Genomic DNA, 17,617 nt, shown 5'->3' with positions numbered 1-17,617 from the left:
GTGGTGAGTGAACGCCAGCGGGGTCTGGGGCGCGGTCTGTCGGCGCTGCTGGGCGAGGACATCGCCGTCGAGGCGCCGGTCTCCGGCGCGGCCGAGCCGGCTCCCGGCGGGGTGCGCCGCGCGCCGATCGAGACCCTGAAGCCCAATCCCGACCAGCCGCGCCGCCACTTCGGCCAGACCGAGCTGGACGAGCTGGCCGCCTCGATCCGCGACAAGGGCGTGCTGCAGCCCATCCTCGTGCGGGCCTGGCCGGGCGAACCGGGGATGTACCAGATCATCGCCGGCGAACGCCGCTGGCGCGCGGCCCAGGCGGCGCGCCTGACCGAGGTGCCGGTGATCGAGCGCGAGATGGACGACATCGAGGTGCTCGAGGTCGCCATCATCGAGAACGTCCAGCGCGCCGACCTCAACCCGATCGACGAGGCCGAGGCCTATCGCCAGCTGATGGAGCGGTTCGGCCGCACCCAGGACGCGCTGGCCGGCGTCGTTGGCAAGAGCCGCAGCCATGTGGCCAACATCCTGCGCCTGCTGCAGCTGCCGGAAGAGGTGCGCGGCATGGTCGCCGACGGCCGCCTCAGCGCCGGCCACGCCCGGGCCCTGATCACCGCGCCGGATCCGGGCGCCCTGGCCGACGAGGTGCTCGCCAAGGGGCTGAACGTGCGCCAGACCGAGGCCCTGGCCCGTCAGGCGGTGCAGGGCCCCGGCGCCCCCCGGACGCCGAAAGCGCGCAGCGGCGGCGGCGACGCCTCGCCGGACATCGCTGCGCTGGAGCAGGACCTGGCCGATGTGCTGGGGCTGAAGGTGCAGCTGGCCTACCGCGACGGCCGCGGCGACCTGACCCTGAAATTCGGCACGCTCGAACAGCTCGACGACCTGTGCCGCCGGCTGATGCGCTGAGCACGGCCGCGGCGGCGGTCGTCGACCTCTATCGCGATGGCGCCGACGACTTCATCGCCCGGCGCAGCCTCAGCCTGTTCGAACGGCCCTGGCTGGACCGGATGCTGGCCCTCGCCCCGCCTGGCCGGATCATCGATCTCGGCTGCGGGGCTGGCCGGCCCATCGCCGCCTATGTGGCCGGGCAGGGACGGGCGGTGGAGGGGGTCGACGCCTCGGAGGGCCTGCTGGCCGCGGCCGCGCGCGCCCTGCCGGACCCGACGTGGGTCTGCGCCGACATGCGCACGTGGAGCCCGGCCACGCCCGCCGCCGGGGTGATCGCCTGGCACAGCCTGTTTCACCTGCGCCCGCCCGAACAGGCGGCCCTGCTGACCCGGATCGGCGACTGGCTGGTCCCTGGCGGGGTGCTCATGTTCACGAGCGGCGGCGCGGCGGGCGAGACCCTCGGCGACTGGAACGGCGCGCCCCTCTACCACGCCAGCCTTGATGCCGACGGCTACCGCGCGGCGCTGGCCGCCGGCGGTCTGGAGGTCGCCGCCCACATCCGCGACGACCCCTCCACCGGCGACGCGACGATCTGGCTGGCGCGGAAAGCGGGCGCCTAGCAGGCGGTTCAAGGGATCACAGCGGCCACAGCGAGGTCACAACGGCCACAGCGACGTCGCGCGGGCTGCGCCGCAGGCAGGTTTCCTCCCTCTCCTCCCCCTTTATGGGGGAGGGGGACCGCGAAGCGGTGGAGGGGGAGCCAGCGCCGCCCCCTCCGTCACGGCGCTGCGCGCCGCGCCACCTCCCCCATGAAGGGGGAGGAGAGGGGGAGTTGCTACAACCCCGCCCGGCGGGCCTTCGCGGCGATCTCCAGCACGGCGCGTTCGGCGAGCAGCTGGTCGGGGGAGCCGGTGGAGCGGACGGCGGCGTCGGCGGCGTAGAGGGCCTCGTGCACCTCCTCCAGCAGCTCCAGCCGCCATGAGCGGGCCTGGCGCAGCATCTCGGCCTCCTGCTTCCAGAACACCCCGGCGGCCTTGGCCGCCTCCTTGGCCCCGGCGCCGTTGGCGGTGAGCACGGCGATGCGGCGCAGCTTCTGCAGCTGCAGGCTGAGCTGGCGCAGGGCCGACACGGCGCTCTCGCCCTCAGCAAAGGCCCGGCGCAGGGCGGACTGGGCCTTGTCCGCGCGGCCGCCGAAGGCGTCCAGCGCCGCGTCCTGCAGGGAGGCGTCGGGCTCGACCCCGAGGTGGGCCTCCAGCCCTTCCAGATCCAGCGTGCGGCCGCTCCCCGGGCCGATGTAGAGGGCCAGCCGCTCGATCTCCTGCCGCATCAGGCCGCGCTCACGGGGCAGCCGGGCGACGAACCGCTCCAGCGCATCCGAGGTCAGCCCGACCTTGTCGGCGGCCAGGGCCTCGCGGGTCATGCGCGCGACGTCGCCGGTCTCGTCCTCGTAGCAGGCGATGGCGGCGGCGCCGGTCGCGCCTTCGGCGGCCTTGCGCAGGGCGGAGTCGCGGCCGAGCGCATCGGCCTCGATGACCAGCAGGCTGTCGGGGTTGAAGGCCCCGTCGGCATGCTGCTTCAGGGCCTCGGCCAGGGCCTTGTCGACGCCGGCCTTGAGCGACCCGCCCAGCCGCACCCGCACCAGCCGGCGGCCGCCCATCATCGACATGGCGGCGAGGGCGTCCTCCAGCCGGCCGTCGCCGGCGTCGATGTCGCCCTCGGTCAGCAGGGTGACGTTGAACGGGTCATTGAGATCGGCCACCACCGTGCGACCGAGCACCTGCGCCCGCTCGGCCACCCCGGACCGGTCCTTGCCGTGCAGCAGCACCGCCCGCACCGCGGCGTCGGGCCGGGCGAGGAAGCGGTCGATCTCCGGGCGCCTGGACAGGATCATGGGCGGGTCTGCCTTTGGCAGAACAGGATCAAGGGATCACAGCGGGCACGGCGAGGTCACAGCGACCACGACGGGACCTGTGCTGCGGTGCGCGAAGCGCCTTTCCTTCTGACGTCGACAGGAAAGGCGCCTGCGGCGCAGCCCCGCCACATCGCTGTGCCCGTCGTGCCTTCGCTGTGGCCGCTGTGATCCCTTGATGCCGCCCCCTCATTCCGCCAGGGCCCGCATCAGGGCGAGGCGGAGGCGGCGGGCCAGCTCGGCGGCGGCGCGTTCCTCGCCGTCCTGCTGGGCGGCGATGGCGGCATAGGGCTGGTCGGCGGCGGCGTAGGTGGTGGTGACGATCTCGCGCCCGGTCACCGGCGTCCCGCCGCCGGCGGGGGTCAGGGTCCAGTCGGCGGTGACGACCAGCTCGTAGCGCACCGCGGTGTCGTCGATACGCCGGCCCAGCGGGCGGCGCTGCGGGTCCAGCGCGATCTCCAGCCGGTGGCTGGGCGCGGCGCCCGGGGTGCGGCCCAGGGCGTCCTCGACCTGTTCGCGCACGCGGAAGCCGAGCCGGTCGTCCGGGGCGGAGACCGCCACCCGCGACAGGCCGCCCAGCTGCGGATCGGCATAGAGGGGCGTGAAGCCGCAGCCGGCCAGGGCCGACAGGGCCGGCAGGGCCACGGCGAGGGCCGCGACGGCGGCGGCCCGGCGCATCAGGCCACCACCAGATTGACGATGCGGTCCTTGACCACCACCACCTTGCGGATGGCCTGGCCTTCCAGCTTCGCCTTGATGGTCTCGTCAGCCAGCACCAGCGCCTCCACTTCGGACGGCTCCAGGCCGCGGGCGACGCGGATCTCGGCGCGCCGCTTGCCGTTGACCTGGATCGGCAGGACCACCTCGTCGTCCGCCGCCAGGGCCGGATCATAGACCGGCCAGGGCGCGTCGAGAACCATGCCCTCCATCCCCAGCCGGGCCCAGCCTTCCTCGGCCAGGTGCGGGGTGAAGGGGGCGATCAGCCGGGCCAGGGCCGACAGGGCCTCGGCCCGGGTCGCGCCGCCGGCGGCCTCGTGATCGCGCACGGTGGCGACGAAGGCGTACAGCTTGGCGATGGCCGAGTTGAAGCGGAAGCCGTCGACGCCCTCGGTCACGGCCTTGATGGCCTTGTGCGTCTCGCGCCGCAGGGACTCGTCGGCGGCGGTCTCGCCGGCCTTGGCCGGATCGTGGCCGTCGAACAGGGTCCAGACGCGCTGGACGAAGCGGCCGGCGCCTTCGAGGCCGCCGGAGGTCCACTGCACGTCCCGCTCCGGCGGGCTGTCGGACAGGACGAACAGGCGGCCGGCGTCGACCCCGTGGGTGTCGAGGATCTCGGCCGGGGCGACCACGTTCTTCTTCGACTTCGACATCTTTTCGATGTCGCCGATGGTCACCGCCTCGCCGGTGGACAGCTGCCGGGCGCGGCGCTCGCCGCCCTCGGTCAGGATCTCGACGTCGGTCGGCTCGACCCAGGCCCCGTCGGCGCGGCGGTAGGTCTCGTGGACCACCATCCCTTGCGTGAACAGGCCGGCGAAGGGCTCGCGCACGTCCATCAGGCCGGCGTCCGAGAGGGCGCGGCTGATGAAGCGGGCGTAGAGCAGGTGCAGGACCGCGTGCTCGACCCCGCCGATGTACTGGTCGACCGGCAGCCAGCGGTTGGCGGCCTCGGCCCCGATCGGCGCGGCGGCGGTCGGGTCGGCGAAGCGGGCGAAGTACCAGCTGGAATCGACGAAGGTGTCGAGGGTGTCGGTCTCGCGCACGGCGTCGGCGCCGCACGACGGGCATTTGACGTGCTTCCACGTCGGGTGCCGCGCCAGCGGATTGCCGGGCACGTCGAAGGTCACGTCCTCGGGCAGCTCGACCGGCAGCTGGTCGTCGGGCACGGGCACCGCGCCGCAGCTGTCGCAGTGGATGATCGGGATCGGGCAGCCCCAGTAGCGCTGGCGGCTGACGCCCCAGTCCCTGAGGCGATAGACGGTCGCGCCCTTGCCCTGGCCGGCGGCCTCGACCCGGGCGATGGCCTCGGCCTTGGCGGCCTCGACCTCCAGCCCGTCGAGGAAGGCGGAGTTGAACAGCTTGCCGGGCCCGACATAGGCCTCGTCGGCCACGGCGAAGTCGTCGCCGGCGCCGTCGGGCCGCACCACGGGCAGGACGGGCAGGCCGTACTTGCGGGCGAAGTCGAGGTCGCGCTGGTCGTGGGCCGGGCAGCCGAAGATGGCCCCCGAGCCATAGGTCGAGAGCACGAAGTTGGCGGCCCAGACCGGCACGGTGCGCTCGGGGTCGAACGGATGGCGCACCCGCACCCCGAGGTCGACGCCCAGCTTCTCGGCCTTCTCCAGATCGGCCTCGCTGGTGCCCGAGCGGGCGCAGTCGGCGACGAAGGCGGCGACCTCCGGCCGGTGGGCGGCGATGGCCTGGGTCAGGGGATGGTCGGCGGCGAGGGCCAGGAAGCTGGCCCCGAACAGGGTGTCCGGCCGGGTGGTGTAGACCTCGATCGGATCGCGGGCGTGGTTCGGCTCGCCTTCGGGCGAGGCCGGCAGGAAGGCCGGGGCCTCGGCGATGTCCCACCACAGGGTGGCCCCGCGGCTCTTGCCGATCCAGTTCTCCTGCATCAGCCGGACCTTCTCCGGCCAGCGGTCCAGCGTCTTGAGCCCGTCGATCAGCTCGTCGGCATAGTCGGTGATGCGCAGGAACCACTGGGTCAGCTTGCGCTTCTCGACCAGGGCGCCCGAGCGCCAGCCGCGGCCGTCGATCACCTGCTCATTGGCCAGCACGGTGTTGTCGACCGGGTCCCAGTTGACCACCGCGTCCTTGCGATAGACCAGGCCGCGCTCGAACAGCTTGAGGAACCAGGCCTGCTGCTTGCCGTAATAGGCCGGGTCGCAGGTGGCGAACTCGCGGCTCCAGTCCAGCGACAGGCCGAGCAGCTTGAGCTGGGCCCGCATGTTGGCGATGTTGTCGTACGTCCAGGCCTTGGGATGGACGCCCCGCTCCATGGCGGCGTTCTCGGCCGGCATGCCGAAGGCGTCCCAGCCCATCGGGTGCAGAACGGCGAAGCCCTGGGCCCGCTTGAAGCGCGCCACCACGTCGCCCATCACATAGTTGCGGGCGTGGCCCATGTGGATGTTCCCGCTGGGGTAGGGGAACATCTCCAGCACATAGTAGGTCGGGCGGCCGTCGTCGGCGACGGGCGCGGCGAAGGCGTTGGCCGCCTGCCAGCGCGCCTGCTGGCGGGGCTCGGCGGTCTTGGGGTCGTAGCGGGCCACGTCGGGTCCTGAAGGAAGGCGGGAAGGGGGCGGCGGACCCGGGTCAGCCGCCGGCGGCGAGGTTCAGCTGGCGCGCCCGGGTCAGGATGGCGTTCTCGAGGTCCGACTCGGTCTGGGCCGCGACCGGGGTCGTGGTCCACTGGCCGTCGGCGCCGCGGACCTCCTTGGTGACGCTGACGTTCAGGGCGTCGGCGCGCAGGCGGCGGTCGAGGATGAAGACGGTGGCCTTGAAGCGCTCGTCCGGGGCCTGGGGATTGACGTACCAGTCATAGGTGATGACGCCGCCCCAGGGGTCGGCGCTGGCCAGCGGCATGAACGACAGGGTGTCGAGCGAGGCGCGCCACAGGAAGGCGTTGACGCCGATGCCCAGCCGGGCGCTGACGTCGTCATCGGCGGCGCGGCCGCCGCCGAGGCCGCCACAGGCCGACAGGCCGGTCGCCGCCAGGGCGAGTGAGAGGGCGATCGAGGCGCCGCGAACAAAGCCCATCCGTCTCTTCTCCGTCGTCAGCGGGTCGCACCGCGCGATCAGGCGCGACAGGAAGCCCGCGAAGCGCCACCCCGCGCCAGACCGTGGTCTATAGCATGCCCGAAAGGGGCCCTGACAAGCGCAGCCCGCGCGACCGGGTGCCGGACCGGCCGTGACGGCGGCGACACACGCGCGAGGGGAACCGCGAGGGGCCTTGCGGCCTTCATTGACCGTTCACCCTCCGGGGGTCTAACTCGCCCGAAGACACGGCATGGGGCCGGCGTCTCGCCTCGAAGGGGCTCGCGTCATGCGTCTCGCCGGCTGGATCTGCGCCGTCGCCGTGGTCGGCCTGACCGCGGGTCTGACCGCGGGCGTGGCCGCCGCCCAGACGACGTCGCCCGCCACAAGCGGTCGTGAGAGCGTGCGCCCGGCCCTCAGCCTCGCCGAGGCCCAGCGCTCCGTGCCGCAGCGCCGTGTCCTGCAGTTCCGCGAGGGTGGCCGCTGGGGTCTCGACCTCGGCGTCAGTCAGCCCGTCGGTCGCGAGACCGAGTGGGGCGACATCGAGGCCGGCGCCTACTACCGGGTCAATCCGCGCCTGCGCCTCGGGGCCTCCGCCGGCCTCGGCCGCGCCGAGCCCGACCCCGCCCGCGCCGCCGAGAGCGACCGCCGGGCCCAGCCGCGCGTGCGGCTCGAGTCGATCTTCCGCTTCTAGGTCGTCGGCCCGAAGGCCGCCTGCACCGCCTCCACCGCCGCCGCCCCGCGCGCGCCGGTTCCCGACAGGGTGCGGATCCGCGCCGCGTCGAGGCCGCCGAGGGCGATGACCGGCAGCCGCGTGGCCTGAGCCCTCGCCGTCAGCCCCTCGATCCCCAGCGGCGTCTGGCCCGGCCGATCGGCGGAGCGGCCGCCGGGGGCGAACACCGGCGAGACGAAGGCCGCCTCAACCCCGATCGCCTCCGCCTGCGCCAGCGCCTCCACCGAGCGGCACGCCGCCGTCAGCCGCCAGCCGGCGGGAACCGTGGGCGGCGTCTCCAGCCCGCCCGCCAGCCAGCTCTGGGGCAGGTGCAGCCCGTCGGCCTCGACCGTCTCGACCAGCGCCGGGTCGGCGGCGATCAGGAACAGCACGCCCCTGCCCGCCGTGGCCTCGCGCAGGCGCAGGGCCGTGTCGCGGGCCTCGGGCCGGCCGAAGTGGCGCAGGATCACCCCCGCCCCGGCCGGCAGGCGCGCGGCCGTTCGCCAGGGCTCCGGGGTGCGCTCCGGGTCGGTCAGGAACCACAGCGGCGGCACGGCGGGGCTGACGCGGGCGCCGGGCGCGCCTACATCCGCCCCCGAACCGGGCGACAGGGCGCAGGCCGCGTCCCACAGCGCCCGGGCCTGAGGAGACAGGATCATGGCCGATCTCTCGCCCGCCGCGCCCGCCGCGTCCAGCATCGCGGAACGCATCGCCACGGCGCAGCGCCGGATCCTCAAGGCCTGCCGCGCCGCCGGCCGCCCCGAGGGCGCCGTGACCCTGGTGGCCGTGACCAAGACCCAGCCGCCGGAGGCCGTCGCCGCCGCCCGCGCCGCGGGCCTGACCGTGTTCGGCGAGAACCGGGTGCAGGAGGCGCAAGGTCGTTGGGGCCCGGACGCCGCCGCCGGGACCGCGCCGGAGCTGCGGCTGATTGGCCCGCTGCAGACCAACAAGGCCGCCGATGCGCTGGAGCTGTTCGACGTCATCGAGACCCTCGACCGCGAGAAGCTGGCCCGGGCCCTGGCCGACGCCGGCCAAAAGCTCGGGCGCCGGCCGCGGGTGCTGGTGCAGGTCAACACCGGGGCCGAGCCGCAGAAGGCCGGGGTCCTGCCGGGCGAGGCGCCGGCCCTGATCGCCGCCGCGCGGGCGCTGGATCTGGCGGTCGAGGGGCTGATGTGCATCCCGCCGGTGGAGGCCGCCGCCGGGCCGCACTTCGCCCTGCTGGCGAAGCTGGCGGCGCGCGAGGGCCTGCCGGTGCTGTCGATGGGGATGAGCGACGATTACGAGACGGCGGTGCGTTTCGGGGCCACCCATGTGCGGCTCGGCTCGGCCCTGTTCGGCCCGCGCAACTGACCGGCGACCGGGCCGTCCCGCCCGGCGCGACGAGATTTCGCCACGTCCGGCCTTGGCGTGGCCCCACGGCGTCGCCATTCTGTCCCCATGCCCAGCCCCAAGAGCCTCCTGATCATCGACGATGACGACGACCTGCGCGAGGCCCTGGCCGAGCAGCTGGCCCTGCACGAGGAATTCCGCCCGGTGCAGGCGGCCACGGCCGCCGAGGGGCTGAAGCTCGGCCGCGAGACCCGCGCCGACCTGATCCTGCTCGACGTCGACCTGCCGGACATGGACGGGCGCGAGGCCTGCCGCCTGCTGCGCAAGGCCGGGGTGTCGACCCCGGTGATCATGCTGACCGGCCAGAGCTCGGACGCCGACGCCATCCTCGGCCTCGACGCCGGGGCCAATGACTATGTCACCAAGCCGTTCCGCTTCGCCGTGCTGCTGGCGCGCATCCGCGCCCATCTGCGCAGCCACGAGCAGTCCGAGGACGCGGTCTTCGCCGTCGGCCCCTACGAGTTCCGTCCGGCGGCCAAGATGCTGGTCGACGGCAAGGGCCGGAAGGTGCGGCTGACCGAGAAGGAAACCAACATCCTCAAGTACCTCTATCGCGCCGGGCCCAAGGCGGTGTCGCGCGAGGAGCTGTTGACCGAGGTGTGGGGCTACAACGCCGGGGTCACGACGCACACGCTCGAGACCCACATCTACCGCCTGCGCCAGAAGATCGAGCCCGAGCCCGGCCAGGCCCGCCTGCTGCTCACCGACGCCGGCGGGTACCGGCTGCAGCCGTAGGCGGGGGGCGTCGCCCCTCCACCACGCTTCGCGTGGTCCCCCTCCCCACTGCGTGGGGAGGAAAGTCAGTCTCCTCCCCATGCAATGGGGAGGTGGCGCGGCGCGCAGCGCCGTGACGGAGGGGCCTCGTCAGGCCCCCGCCGTCGGGTCGCCCCCGCCGGCGGCGATCCAGGCGTCGACCACGTCCTCCAGAACGTCCAGCGGCATGGAGCCGGAGCCCAGCACCACGGCGTGGAAGTCGCGGATGTCGAAGCGGTCGCCCAGCGCCGTGCGGGCGCGGTCGCGCAGCTCCATGATCTTCAGCTCGCCGATCTTGTAGCTGGTCGCCTGGCCCGGGTTGGTGATGTAGCGCTCGACTTCCTTGACGATGTCGCGCTCGCTGAGCAGCGAATTGGCGCGGAAGTATTCAATGGCCTCCTCGCGGGTCCAGCGGCGGGCGTGCAGGCCGGTGTCGGTGACCAGCCGCACGGCGCGCCACAGCTCGGTCGAGAGCCGGCCGAAGTTCGAGTACGGGTCCTGGTAGAAGCCCATCTCCCGGCCCAGCCGCTCGGCGTAGAGGCCCCAGCCCTCGGCATAGGCGCCGTAGCCGCCGAAGCGGCGGAAGCGCGGCAGGCTGTCCATCTCCTGGGCGTAGGCGATCTGGAAATGATGCCCCGGCGCCCCCTCGTGGTAGCTGATGCCCTCGATCTGGGGCTTCAGCACCTGGGTCATGTCCGACAGGTTGACGTAGTAGATGCCCGGGCGCGAGCCGTCCGGGGCCGGGGCGTTGTAGAAGGCGATCGATGAGGTCGCCTCGCGCCAGGCCTCGACGGCGCGGACTTCCAGCGCCGATTCCGGCAGGTCGCGGAACCACTGGTCGCCTACGGCCATGACCTGGGCGACGAAGGCGCGGGCGTCGGCCAGATACTGCTCCCGGCCCTCGGCGGTGTTGGGATACTGGAAGCGCGGGTCGGTCTTCACGAAGGTGAAGAAGTCCTGCAGCGAGCCCTCGAAGCCGACCTCGGCCTTGATCGCCTCCATCTCGGCCTGGATGCGCGCGACCTCCGCCAGGCCGATGTCGTGGATCTGGTCGGCGGTCAGGTCGGTGGTGGTCGAGAAGCGCAGGCGGGCGTTGTAGTAGGCCTCGCCGTCCGGCAGGCGCCACACCCCGGCGTCGGAATCGGCGCGCTGGCCGACGGCCTCGAGCGCCGTCAGCACCTGCTCGTAGCCGCGCCGGAACGGGCCGGTCAGGGCCTCACGGCCGGCCGCCAGCAGCCGGGCCTTGTCGGCCGCGGGGGCGTCGAGCGCCGCCACCTTGCGCTGGAAGTCGGCCCACACCGGATTGTCGGGCCCGTCGTCGAACGGGGCCCCGGCGATCACCGCCCGGGTCGCGGTCAGGGCGGGGGCGAAGACGAAGCGCGGCGAGATCACCCCGGCGTCGGCGCGGGCGTTCAGGGTGTCGACCACCTGGCCCATGTAACGCTCGACCTCGGTCAGGCGGGCCACATAGGCCTCGGCGTCGCTGACCGAGCTGACCCGGTGGTTGTTGATCATGAACACCGGCAGGCCGGTCGTCGGATTGCCGTTGGCCGTGAACTGGAAGCCGCGGTTGCGCCAGCGGGCGGCGGCGCGGGCCTGCTCCACCCCGTATTCGAACAGCCGGTACGACAGCTGGGCCTGCGGGCTCAGCCGGTCCGGGCTGAAGCGGGCCCGCATCTCGGCCAGCTGCGCCGCCTGCAGGGCCAGGGCCCGATCGGCGGCGGCCTCGGACACGTCGTCCAGCCGGTCGTAGTCGACCTTCAGGCCCAGCGCCGTCATCTGCTGCGGGCTGAGGGCGATGCGCGCCTGGAAGGCCTGTTCGAAGAAGGCGTTGAGCTCGGCGTCCTGGACCGCCGGGGCCTCGGCGGCGGCGGGCGCCTGGGCCAGCACCGGCGCGGCCGGCAGGGCCGCCCCCAGCGCCAGCGTGGAGACGACGAGCAGAGACTGGATACGCATGGACACTTCCCCCGTGCGGCCGTGTGGCCGGCCGTTCGGCCGCACCTTCGCGCCGGGGGGCGGGCGTGGCAAGCATCTGCCCCACCCCCTCAATCCGTCACCCCCGGGCTTGTCCCGGGGGCCCATGGAGGGGTCACGCGCAGCCGTGCGCGGTTTTCACGTAGCGCCAGCCTGATCCACCGATCGCGCCAAGCGGATCGATGGGCCCCCGGGACAAGCCCGGGGGTGACGTTCATTTGAATGCGAAAGCGATGTCGCTTCAGCTTCAGGGGTTCGCTTACCCGCCCCGCAGCCCCGTCAGCGTCCGGCCCGGCGCGATGTCCTCGGCGTCGGCGATCAGATGCACCAGCGCCGGGGTCCCGCCCTTCGCCGCCGCCCGCGCGGCCGCCAGCGCCGCCGGGAAGTCGCCGGTGGTCTCGCAGCGCACCCCGAAGGCCCCGAAGGCCTCCGCATACTTCACGAAGTCCGGGTTCTTCAGGTCGGTGGCGATGACCCGCGGCGCGCCGGGATAGTGGGTCTCCTGGTGCATGCGGATGGTGCCGTAGGTCCCGTTGTCCACCACGATCACCACCACCGGCAGGCTGTGCTGGACGGCCGTGGCCAGCTCCTGCGCCGTCATCAGGAAGTCGCCGTCGCCGGCGACGCAGACGACCTCGCGGTCGGGATGGACGGCCCTGGCCCCGATCGCCGCCGGGAAGCCGTAGCCCATGGCCCCCGAGGTCGGCGCCAGCTGGGTGCGGCAGGCCCGGTGCCGGTAGAAGCGGTGCAGCCAGGCGGCGAAGTTGCCGGCGCCGTTGGTGATCACCGCATCGGCGGGCAGGGCCGTGTTCAGATGCGCCATACACTCGGACAGATTGACCCGGCCGGTCACCGGCAGCGGCGTCGAGAAGGCCAGATAGTCGGCGTGGGCCGCCGCCCCCTCGGCCCAGGTGCGGCCGGGCTCAAGCGTCGTCAGGGCCTCGGCGGCGAGGCTGTTGTCGGCCACGGCGGCGAGGGCGGTCGGCCAGACCCGGCCGAGCTCCTCCGGCCCGGGGTGCAGATGGACCAGCACCTTCGCCGTGTGCTCGCGGTCGAACAGGGTGTAGCCCTGGGTCGGGTTCTCCCCCAGCCGTGCGCCGACGGCGATGACCAGATCGGCGGCGCGGGCCCGGGCGATCAGCTTCGGATTGCAGCCCAGCCCCAGGTCGCCGGCATAGGTCGGCCGGTCGTTGGCGATGATGTCCTTGCGCCGGAACGAGCCGGACACCGGGATCCCCAGCCGCTCGGCCCAGTCGGCCAGGGCGTGGGCGGCCTCGACCGTCCAGCCCGAGCCCCCGACCACCAGCAGCGGCCGCTCGGCCCGGGCGAGACGGGCCCCGATCTCGGCCAGCACCGCCGGGTCGAGCCCCGCGCGCGCGGGCGACACGGCCCGCACCGGGGCCGGGCCGCCGTCCTCCTCCAGCAGGTCCTCGGGCAGGGCGATGACCACGGGGCCGCGCCGGCCCTGCAGGGCCGTGGCGATGCTGCGCTCGACGATCTCGACGGTGCGCTCCGGGCTCTCCAGCTCGGTCGCCCACTTGGCCAGGCCGCCGAACACCTCGCGGTAGTCGACCTCCTGGAAGGCCCCGCGGCCGCGGTCCTTGAGGGCGATCTGGCCGACGAACAGCAGCATCGGCGTGGAGTCCTGGTGCGCCGTGTGCACGCCGATGGCGGCGTGGGTCGCCCCCGGCCCGCGGGTGACCATGCAGACGCCCGGCTTGCCGGTCAGCTTGCCATAGGCCTCGGCCATGTTGGCGGCCCCGGCCTCGTGCCGGCAGGTGATCACCTGGATGCGGTCGCGGACGTCGGCGAGGGCGTCGAGCACGGCCAGATAGCTCTCGCCCGGCACGCAGAAGACCCGGTCGATGCCATTGATGATCAGGGTCTCGACAAGGCGGCGGGCGGCGGTGTTCGGGGCCTGGGGGGCGGGGCGCGTCATGGGCGGGAGATAGCAGAGGCGGGCGCGATCTGGCCATGCCGGGGCGCGTGCAACCGAATGGCTACGCTTGGCGTTGACGCCTTCGGCTTCAACCGCACACGGGGATTCCCATGAAGAAGATCGTCGCTCTCGGCCTCGTCGCCGCCGCCCTGGCGGTGTCGGCCTGCAACACCGTCGCCGGCCTCGGCCGCGACGTCTCCGCCGCCGGTCAGGCCGTCGCCGGCGCCGCCGAAGAGGCGCGGAACTGACGGCTGTCTGGTGGGGCCCCTCCACCGCTTCGCGGTCCCCCTCCCCATCTGCGATGGGGAGGAAAGAACGCCTCTCCTCCCCATGAAATGGGGAGGTGGCTCGCCGCGGAGCGGCGAGACGGAGGGGCCTTTCAGGGATCGCGACGTCACCGTTTCACGGCCGTCATCCTCGGGCTTGACCCGGGGATCGCGGGTCTGACCGGACGCTCCGGCCTGTCAGTGATCTGCGACGGAAGACTCGACCCTCGGGTCAAGCCCGAGGGTGACGGAGCGCTTTACGGAGACGGGGGGCGGGCGCGAAGCGCAATCCTCCCGCACCTTGGCCGTAGGCGGCGCTTCCTGCGCAGCTCGCGCGACACCGCTGTGTCCTCTGTGCCCTTCTCTGTGCTCGTTGTGATGAACCAGCGACGGGCGACACCACAGCAGGGCGTCGGCGCTGACACCCCTCATCCGTCATGCTCCGCATGACACCTTCTCCCACAAGGGGAGAAGGAAGGTGCCCGCTCAGTACCGCACGCCGGTCAGGTACAGCCCGTCGGAGGGCGCCACGGGGCCGCAGGCCTTGCGGTCGCGGGCGGCGAGGGCGTCGGCGAGGTCGGCGGGGCGCCAGCGGCCCAGCCCGACCTGCACCAGGCTGCCGGTCATGGAGCGCACCTGGCGGTGCAGGAAGCTGCGCGCCTCGAACACCAGATGCACCTCGTCGCCGGCGCGGGCGACCGTGGCCACATCCAGCGTCTTGACCGGCGAGGCGGCCTGGCAGGCGACATGGCGGAAGGTGGTGAAGTCGTGCTCGCCGACCAGGGCCTGCGCCGCCGCGGCCATGGCGGCCACGTCCAGCTCCCCTTTCACATGCCAGACCCGGCCCCGGTCCAGCGCCGGCCGCGCCGGCCGGTTCAGCACCCGGTAGAGATAGGCCCGCCCCGTGGCCGAGAAGCGGGCGTGAAACTCGGGATCGGCCACGGCGGCCGCGATCACCGCCACCGCCTCCTCGACCAGATGGGCGTTGAGGGCGTTCATCACCGTGGCGGCGGGCCAGTCGCGCGTCAGGTCGAAACTGACCACCTGGCCGGTGGCGTGCACGCCGGTGTCGGTGCGGCCGGCGGCGGCGATCCGCACGCTCTCGCCGCTGAAGGCGTGGATGGCCCGCTCCAGCGCCCCCTGCACGGTCGGCTGGCCGTCCTGCACCTGGAAGCCGTTGTAGGCGCCGCCGTCGTACTCGACCGTCAGCCGGTAGCGCGGCATCAGGCCAGCCTCGTCCCGGCCGGGATGGGGAAGCCGCGCAGCAGCTCCTCCGCCGGCTGGGCCCCGCGGCCCTCGCGCTGGACCCGCAGCAGCCGCACGGCCGCCCCGTCGCCGCAGGCGATGGTCAGGGCCTCGTCGCGCACCTCGCCCGGCGCGCCGCCGGCGTCGCCCTCCAGCCGCGAGGCCAGGGCCTTGATGCGGACCGGGCCGTCCGGGCCGGGGGCCTCGAACCAGGCGCCCGGGGCCGGCGAGAGGCCGCGGATGCGGGCATCGACCTCGGCCGCCGGCCGGGTCCAGTCCAGGCGGGCTTCGGCCGGGGTGATCTTGGCGGCGTAGGTGACCTCGCCGACCTGGGGCTGCGGCTCCAGCCCGCCGCGCTCCAGCGCCGCCAGCGCCCGCGGCCACAGGCCGGCGCCCACCGCGGCCATGCGCTCGCCCAGCGTCCCGGCCGTGTCCTCCGGCCCGATCGGCACGACTTCGGACAGCAGGATCGGGCCCTCGTCGAGGCCGGCGCTCATCTGCATGATCTGCACGCCGGTCTGGCGGTCGCCGGCCATGATGGCCCGCTGGATCGGGGCCGCGCCGCGCCAGCGCGGCAGCAGCGAGCCGTGCAGGTTGAGACAGCCCAGCCGGGGGGCGTCCAGCACCTCGGGCTTCAGGATCTGGCCATAGGCGACGACGCAGGCGACATCGAGGTCCAGCGCCGCGAACGCCGCCATGGCTCCGGGCGCCTTCATCGACGGCGGGGTCAGGACCCTGAGGCCGAGGGTCTCGGCGAAGGCGTGGACCGGGCTCGGGGTCAGCTTCTGGCCGCGGCCGCGCGGCTTCGGCGGCTGCGAATAGACGGCCACGATCTCGTGGCCGGCGGCGACGAGCTCGGCGAGCGACGGAACGGCGAAGGCGGGTGTGCCCATGAAGGCGAGACGCATGGCGGGGGTTTAGCCTCAGGCCAGCCCAAGGAACAGGGCGAGACCGCGGTTGATCCGCGTCATCTGCGCCGGGGTCAGGTGACCAATGACATCCCGCAGCCGGCTGCGGGGAATGGACTGCAGGCGGTCCAGCTGAACCTGTGAGGTCGCCCGCAGGCCGTTCTCGGGCGTAGGGGCGAGGGTCAGGCGGACGTCGTCCAGCTCGGTCAGGGTGCTGGTGATCAGAGCCACGGTGACGGAGGTATGGCCGGCGAAGCGATCATTCTGGACGACGACCACGGGCCGCGGCTTGCCGTAGTCGCCGCGGACGAGGGCGATGACCACGTCGCCGCGTTTCAATCCCCGTCATCCCAGTCGAGGAACTCGTCGAGCTCCTTCAGGAGCTTCGCCTCTTCGGGACTGTGTCTGAGGATGGCCAGTTGCCGGTCGAGGCGCGCCTGATAGGCCGGGTCCCGGGTGTCCCGGACCCAGATCTCCACAGGCCGCAGGCCCTCGGCGCGCAGGGCGGCCTCGTCCTCGGCGACAGGCTTGGCGGACCTGGACATGCTCCGAGCCTAGCACATGTCCGGTCCCCGCCCTACTGCCAGCGGGTGGAGACCCCGCCGCCCTCGTCCCATTCGCCGCCGGCGTCGAGGGCGTCGTCGAAGTCGAGCAGCCGGTCCAGCAGCAGGCCGGCGACCACGCCGATGGCGGCCACGCCGACGAGGGTGATGACCCCCGCCAGACCGACGCGCTCGGAGCGGGTCAGGCGGCGCCGGCCGCGCGGATCGATGATGTGGCTCCTGCCGCCGCGTCGCCGGGTCATGCCGCCGCCCTCTCGCGCGCCACCTTCTTGACCTTGGCCACGGCGCGCTCGCGGCGCAGGCGCGACAGGTGGTCGATGAACAGGACCCCGTTCAGGTGATCCAGCTCGTGCTGGAAGCAGACGGCGTAGAGGCCCTCGATCTCTTCCTCGACGCGACGGCCCTCGCGGTCGAGATAGGCGACGCGGACCCGGGCCGGGCGCTTCACCTCGTCGAAGTATTCCGGGATCGACAGGCAGCCCTCCTCGTAGGGATAGAGCTCGTCGGAGGCCCACAGCACCTCGGGATTGACGAAATAGCGTGGGTTCGGGCGGCGGGCGTCCTCGCCGTCCTTCGCTTCCGGGTCCGGCTCGCCGTCGCCGAGATCCATGACCACGACGCGCTTCAGCTCGCCGATCTGCACCGCCGCCAGGCCGATGCCCGGGGCGTCGTACATGGTCTCCAGCATGTCCTGCATGAGCGCCCGGACGCCGTCGTCGACGGTCTCCACGGGGGCCGAGACCTGCTTCAGCACGGCCAGGTCGGCGGGGGTGTCGATGGTCAGGATGCGGCGCACGGTCATGCTCCGCAGGTAAGGCCGGGGGGCCGTCGGGTCAAGATTTCCGACCGCGGCGCTGGGTTAATCGGCGAGGTCCGGCAGGGGCCGCGGCCGACGATCGGCGTCGATGGCCACATAGGTGAACACCCCCTCGGTGACGCGGACGCTGTCCTCCCGGGCGCGGCCGCGCTTGAAGGCCTCGACCCGCACCCGGACCGAGGTGCGGCCGGTGTGCAGGATCTCGGCGTAGAGGCTGATCTCGTCGCCGACCGAGACCGGCTGGTGGAACACCATGGCGTCGACGGCCACGGTGGCGCAGCGGCCGCCGGCGCGGTCGAAGGCCGGGCTGGAGCCGTGCAGGTCCATCTGGGCCAGCAGCCAGCCGCCGAAGATGTCGCCTTCGGGATTGGCGTCGGCAGGCATGGCGATCATGCGCCCGACCAGCTGGGCGGCGGGGGAGGGGGCGGAGGACGCAGGGGGGAGGTCGGTCATGGCGGCGCTTATGCCCGCGCCCGCCATGTCGGGCTACGGGTCCCGCGTCACGCCCCCGGG

20 protein-coding genes are annotated in these 17,617 nt (G+C 73.2%); 6 read left to right on the top strand and 14 right to left on the bottom strand.

The genetic code is table 11. The annotated features are described in order from the left end of the window. Nucleotides 1–3 precede the first annotated feature (3 nt). Together VGN74_RS08075 and VGN74_RS08070 are read left to right on the top strand one after the other, a co-directional pair. Complete coding sequence (locus tag VGN74_RS08075) at nt 4–897, top strand: ParB/RepB/Spo0J family partition protein (protein WP_327446935.1); 894 nt, start codon at nt 4–6, stop codon at nt 895–897. Then, nucleotides 876–1,499, top strand: coding sequence for a class I SAM-dependent methyltransferase (locus VGN74_RS08070; protein ID WP_327446933.1), 624 nt, complete (start codon nt 876–878; stop codon nt 1,497–1,499). Before VGN74_RS08075 ends, VGN74_RS08070 begins: the two co-directional genes overlap by 22 nt. Nucleotides 1,500–1,714: 215 nt before the next feature. Here the strand turns inward: VGN74_RS08070 and holA are convergent, their stop codons facing one another. The 4 genes from holA to VGN74_RS08045 form a co-directional block, all read right to left on the bottom strand. Further along, entirely contained in the window at nt 1,715–2,770 is a 1,056-nt protein-coding gene (gene holA / locus VGN74_RS08060; RefSeq protein ID WP_327446931.1) for a DNA polymerase III subunit delta, read from the bottom strand. A gap of 207 nt (nt 2,771–2,977) precedes the next feature. Continuing rightward, nucleotides 2,978–3,466: an LPS assembly lipoprotein LptE gene (gene lptE, locus VGN74_RS08055; protein WP_327446929.1), complete on the bottom strand. Its 489-nt coding sequence runs from the start codon at nt 3,464–3,466 to the stop codon at nt 2,978–2,980. Then, nucleotides 3,466–6,054, bottom strand: coding sequence for a leucine--tRNA ligase (gene leuS, locus VGN74_RS08050; RefSeq protein WP_327446926.1), 2,589 nt, complete (start codon nt 6,052–6,054; stop codon nt 3,466–3,468). Before leuS ends, lptE begins: the two co-directional genes overlap by 1 nt. Nucleotides 6,055–6,097: 43 nt before the next feature. After that, nucleotides 6,098–6,541 (bottom strand): DUF3576 domain-containing protein, encoded by a 444-nt coding sequence (locus VGN74_RS08045; protein ID WP_327446924.1) that lies wholly within the window; start codon nt 6,539–6,541, stop codon nt 6,098–6,100. A 286-nt stretch (nt 6,542–6,827) separates the two neighbouring features. On the opposite strand from VGN74_RS08045, the gene VGN74_RS08040 reads away from it, so the two are divergent. After that, complete coding sequence (locus tag VGN74_RS08040) at nt 6,828–7,232, top strand: NtrZ family periplasmic regulatory protein (RefSeq protein ID WP_327446922.1); 405 nt, start codon at nt 6,828–6,830, stop codon at nt 7,230–7,232. On the opposite strand, the gene VGN74_RS08035 is transcribed toward VGN74_RS08040, so the two are convergent. Next, nucleotides 7,229–7,909 (bottom strand): thiamine phosphate synthase, encoded by a 681-nt coding sequence (locus VGN74_RS08035; RefSeq protein ID WP_327446920.1) that lies wholly within the window; start codon nt 7,907–7,909, stop codon nt 7,229–7,231. The two genes, VGN74_RS08040 and VGN74_RS08035, sit on opposite strands and share 4 nt — an antisense overlap. On the opposite strand from VGN74_RS08035, the gene VGN74_RS08030 reads away from it, so the two are divergent. Together VGN74_RS08030 and VGN74_RS08025 are read left to right on the top strand one after the other, a co-directional pair. Continuing rightward, entirely contained in the window at nt 7,908–8,600 is a 693-nt protein-coding gene (locus VGN74_RS08030; protein WP_327446918.1) for a YggS family pyridoxal phosphate-dependent enzyme, read from the top strand. The genes VGN74_RS08035 and VGN74_RS08030 overlap by 2 nt on opposite strands. A gap of 87 nt (nt 8,601–8,687) precedes the next feature. Next, a complete protein-coding gene (locus VGN74_RS08025; protein ID WP_327446916.1) occupies nt 8,688–9,374 on the top strand; it encodes a response regulator transcription factor in 687 nt (228 codons plus the stop codon). Nucleotides 9,375–9,503: 129 nt separating this feature from the next. Here the strand turns inward: VGN74_RS08025 and VGN74_RS08020 are convergent, their stop codons facing one another. Both VGN74_RS08020 and VGN74_RS08015 read right to left on the bottom strand, forming a co-directional pair. Continuing rightward, nucleotides 9,504–11,348, bottom strand: a complete 1,845-nt coding sequence (locus VGN74_RS08020; RefSeq protein ID WP_327446914.1) for a DUF885 domain-containing protein — start codon at nt 11,346–11,348, stop codon at nt 9,504–9,506. Between the two features lie 277 nt (nt 11,349–11,625). Beyond that, nucleotides 11,626–13,305, bottom strand: coding sequence for a thiamine pyrophosphate-binding protein (locus VGN74_RS08015; protein WP_327446912.1), 1,680 nt, complete (start codon nt 13,303–13,305; stop codon nt 11,626–11,628). A gap of 110 nt (nt 13,306–13,415) precedes the next feature. Between VGN74_RS08015 and VGN74_RS08010 the strand changes: the two genes are divergently transcribed. Then, nucleotides 13,416–13,553 carry an entericidin A/B family lipoprotein gene (locus tag VGN74_RS08010; protein WP_327446910.1) on the top strand — a complete coding sequence of 46 codons (138 nt, stop codon included), beginning with the start codon at nt 13,416–13,418 and terminating at the stop codon, nt 13,551–13,553. 504 nt (nt 13,554–14,057) lie between these two features. Here the strand turns inward: VGN74_RS08010 and truA are convergent. Genes truA through VGN74_RS07975 form a run of 7 tightly spaced genes read right to left on the bottom strand, consistent with a single transcriptional unit; the run spans nt 14,058 to nt 17,557 of the window. Then, entirely contained in the window at nt 14,058–14,795 is a 738-nt protein-coding gene (gene truA, locus VGN74_RS08005; RefSeq protein ID WP_327446908.1) for a tRNA pseudouridine(38-40) synthase TruA, read from the bottom strand. After that, complete coding sequence (gene fmt / locus VGN74_RS08000; protein ID WP_327446906.1) at nt 14,795–15,724, bottom strand: methionyl-tRNA formyltransferase; 930 nt, start codon at nt 15,722–15,724, stop codon at nt 14,795–14,797. Before fmt ends, truA begins: the two co-directional genes overlap by 1 nt. Before the next feature lie 15 nt (nt 15,725–15,739). After that, complete coding sequence (locus VGN74_RS07995; protein WP_327446904.1) at nt 15,740–16,063, bottom strand: type II toxin-antitoxin system PemK/MazF family toxin; 324 nt, start codon at nt 16,061–16,063, stop codon at nt 15,740–15,742. Continuing rightward, nucleotides 16,060–16,269, bottom strand: a complete 210-nt coding sequence (locus VGN74_RS07990) for an antitoxin MazE family protein (protein WP_327446902.1) — start codon at nt 16,267–16,269, stop codon at nt 16,060–16,062. Before VGN74_RS07990 ends, VGN74_RS07995 begins: the two co-directional genes overlap by 4 nt. Before the next feature lie 32 nt (nt 16,270–16,301). Further along, nucleotides 16,302–16,529, bottom strand: coding sequence for a hypothetical protein (locus VGN74_RS07985; RefSeq protein ID WP_327446900.1), 228 nt, complete (start codon nt 16,527–16,529; stop codon nt 16,302–16,304). Further along, entirely contained in the window at nt 16,526–17,089 is a 564-nt protein-coding gene (gene def, locus VGN74_RS07980; protein WP_327446898.1) for a peptide deformylase, read from the bottom strand. The genes VGN74_RS07985 and def overlap by 4 nt, the downstream gene beginning before the upstream one ends. A 57-nt stretch (nt 17,090–17,146) precedes the next feature. Continuing rightward, nucleotides 17,147–17,557, bottom strand: a complete 411-nt coding sequence (locus tag VGN74_RS07975) for an acyl-CoA thioesterase (protein WP_327446896.1) — start codon at nt 17,555–17,557, stop codon at nt 17,147–17,149. Nucleotides 17,558–17,617: the final 60 nt, after the last annotated feature.

Origin of the sequence: Brevundimonas sp. (assembly GCF_035998205.1) — a bacterium.
Taxonomy (GTDB): Bacteria; Pseudomonadota; Alphaproteobacteria; order Caulobacterales; family Caulobacteraceae; genus Brevundimonas.
Note: the sequence above shows the minus strand (reverse complement) of the source record. Positions and strands in the feature narration are given on the sequence as shown.

What these genes read in the sequence shown, in the direction of transcription:
- def (WP_327446898.1), bottom strand. Translation starts at nt 17,089, where the DNA reads ATGACCGTGCGCCGCATCCTGACCATCGACACCCCCGCCGACCTGGCC.
- VGN74_RS08045 (WP_327446924.1), bottom strand. Translation starts at nt 6,541, where the DNA reads ATGGGCTTTGTTCGCGGCGCCTCGATCGCCCTCTCACTCGCCCTGGCG.
- VGN74_RS08035 (WP_327446920.1), bottom strand. Translation starts at nt 7,909, where the DNA reads ATGATCCTGTCTCCTCAGGCCCGGGCGCTGTGGGACGCGGCCTGCGCC.
- VGN74_RS08010 (WP_327446910.1), top strand. Translation starts at nt 13,416, where the DNA reads ATGAAGAAGATCGTCGCTCTCGGCCTCGTCGCCGCCGCCCTGGCGGTG.
- VGN74_RS08030 (WP_327446918.1), top strand. Translation starts at nt 7,908, where the DNA reads ATGGCCGATCTCTCGCCCGCCGCGCCCGCCGCGTCCAGCATCGCGGAA.
- fmt (WP_327446906.1), bottom strand. Translation starts at nt 15,724, where the DNA reads ATGCGTCTCGCCTTCATGGGCACACCCGCCTTCGCCGTTCCGTCGCTC.
- VGN74_RS08015 (WP_327446912.1), bottom strand. Translation starts at nt 13,305, where the DNA reads ATGACGCGCCCCGCCCCCCAGGCCCCGAACACCGCCGCCCGCCGCCTT.
- VGN74_RS08020 (WP_327446914.1), bottom strand. Translation starts at nt 11,348, where the DNA reads ATGCGTATCCAGTCTCTGCTCGTCGTCTCCACGCTGGCGCTGGGGGCG.
- VGN74_RS07985 (WP_327446900.1), bottom strand. Translation starts at nt 16,529, where the DNA reads ATGACCCGGCGACGCGGCGGCAGGAGCCACATCATCGATCCGCGCGGC.
- VGN74_RS07975 (WP_327446896.1), bottom strand. Translation starts at nt 17,557, where the DNA reads ATGACCGACCTCCCCCCTGCGTCCTCCGCCCCCTCCCCCGCCGCCCAG.
- VGN74_RS08025 (WP_327446916.1), top strand. Translation starts at nt 8,688, where the DNA reads ATGCCCAGCCCCAAGAGCCTCCTGATCATCGACGATGACGACGACCTG.
- truA (WP_327446908.1), bottom strand. Translation starts at nt 14,795, where the DNA reads ATGCCGCGCTACCGGCTGACGGTCGAGTACGACGGCGGCGCCTACAAC.
- VGN74_RS07990 (WP_327446902.1), bottom strand. Translation starts at nt 16,269, where the DNA reads ATGTCCAGGTCCGCCAAGCCTGTCGCCGAGGACGAGGCCGCCCTGCGC.
- lptE (WP_327446929.1), bottom strand. Translation starts at nt 3,466, where the DNA reads ATGCGCCGGGCCGCCGCCGTCGCGGCCCTCGCCGTGGCCCTGCCGGCC.
- holA (WP_327446931.1), bottom strand. Translation starts at nt 2,770, where the DNA reads ATGATCCTGTCCAGGCGCCCGGAGATCGACCGCTTCCTCGCCCGGCCC.
- VGN74_RS08040 (WP_327446922.1), top strand. Translation starts at nt 6,828, where the DNA reads ATGCGTCTCGCCGGCTGGATCTGCGCCGTCGCCGTGGTCGGCCTGACC.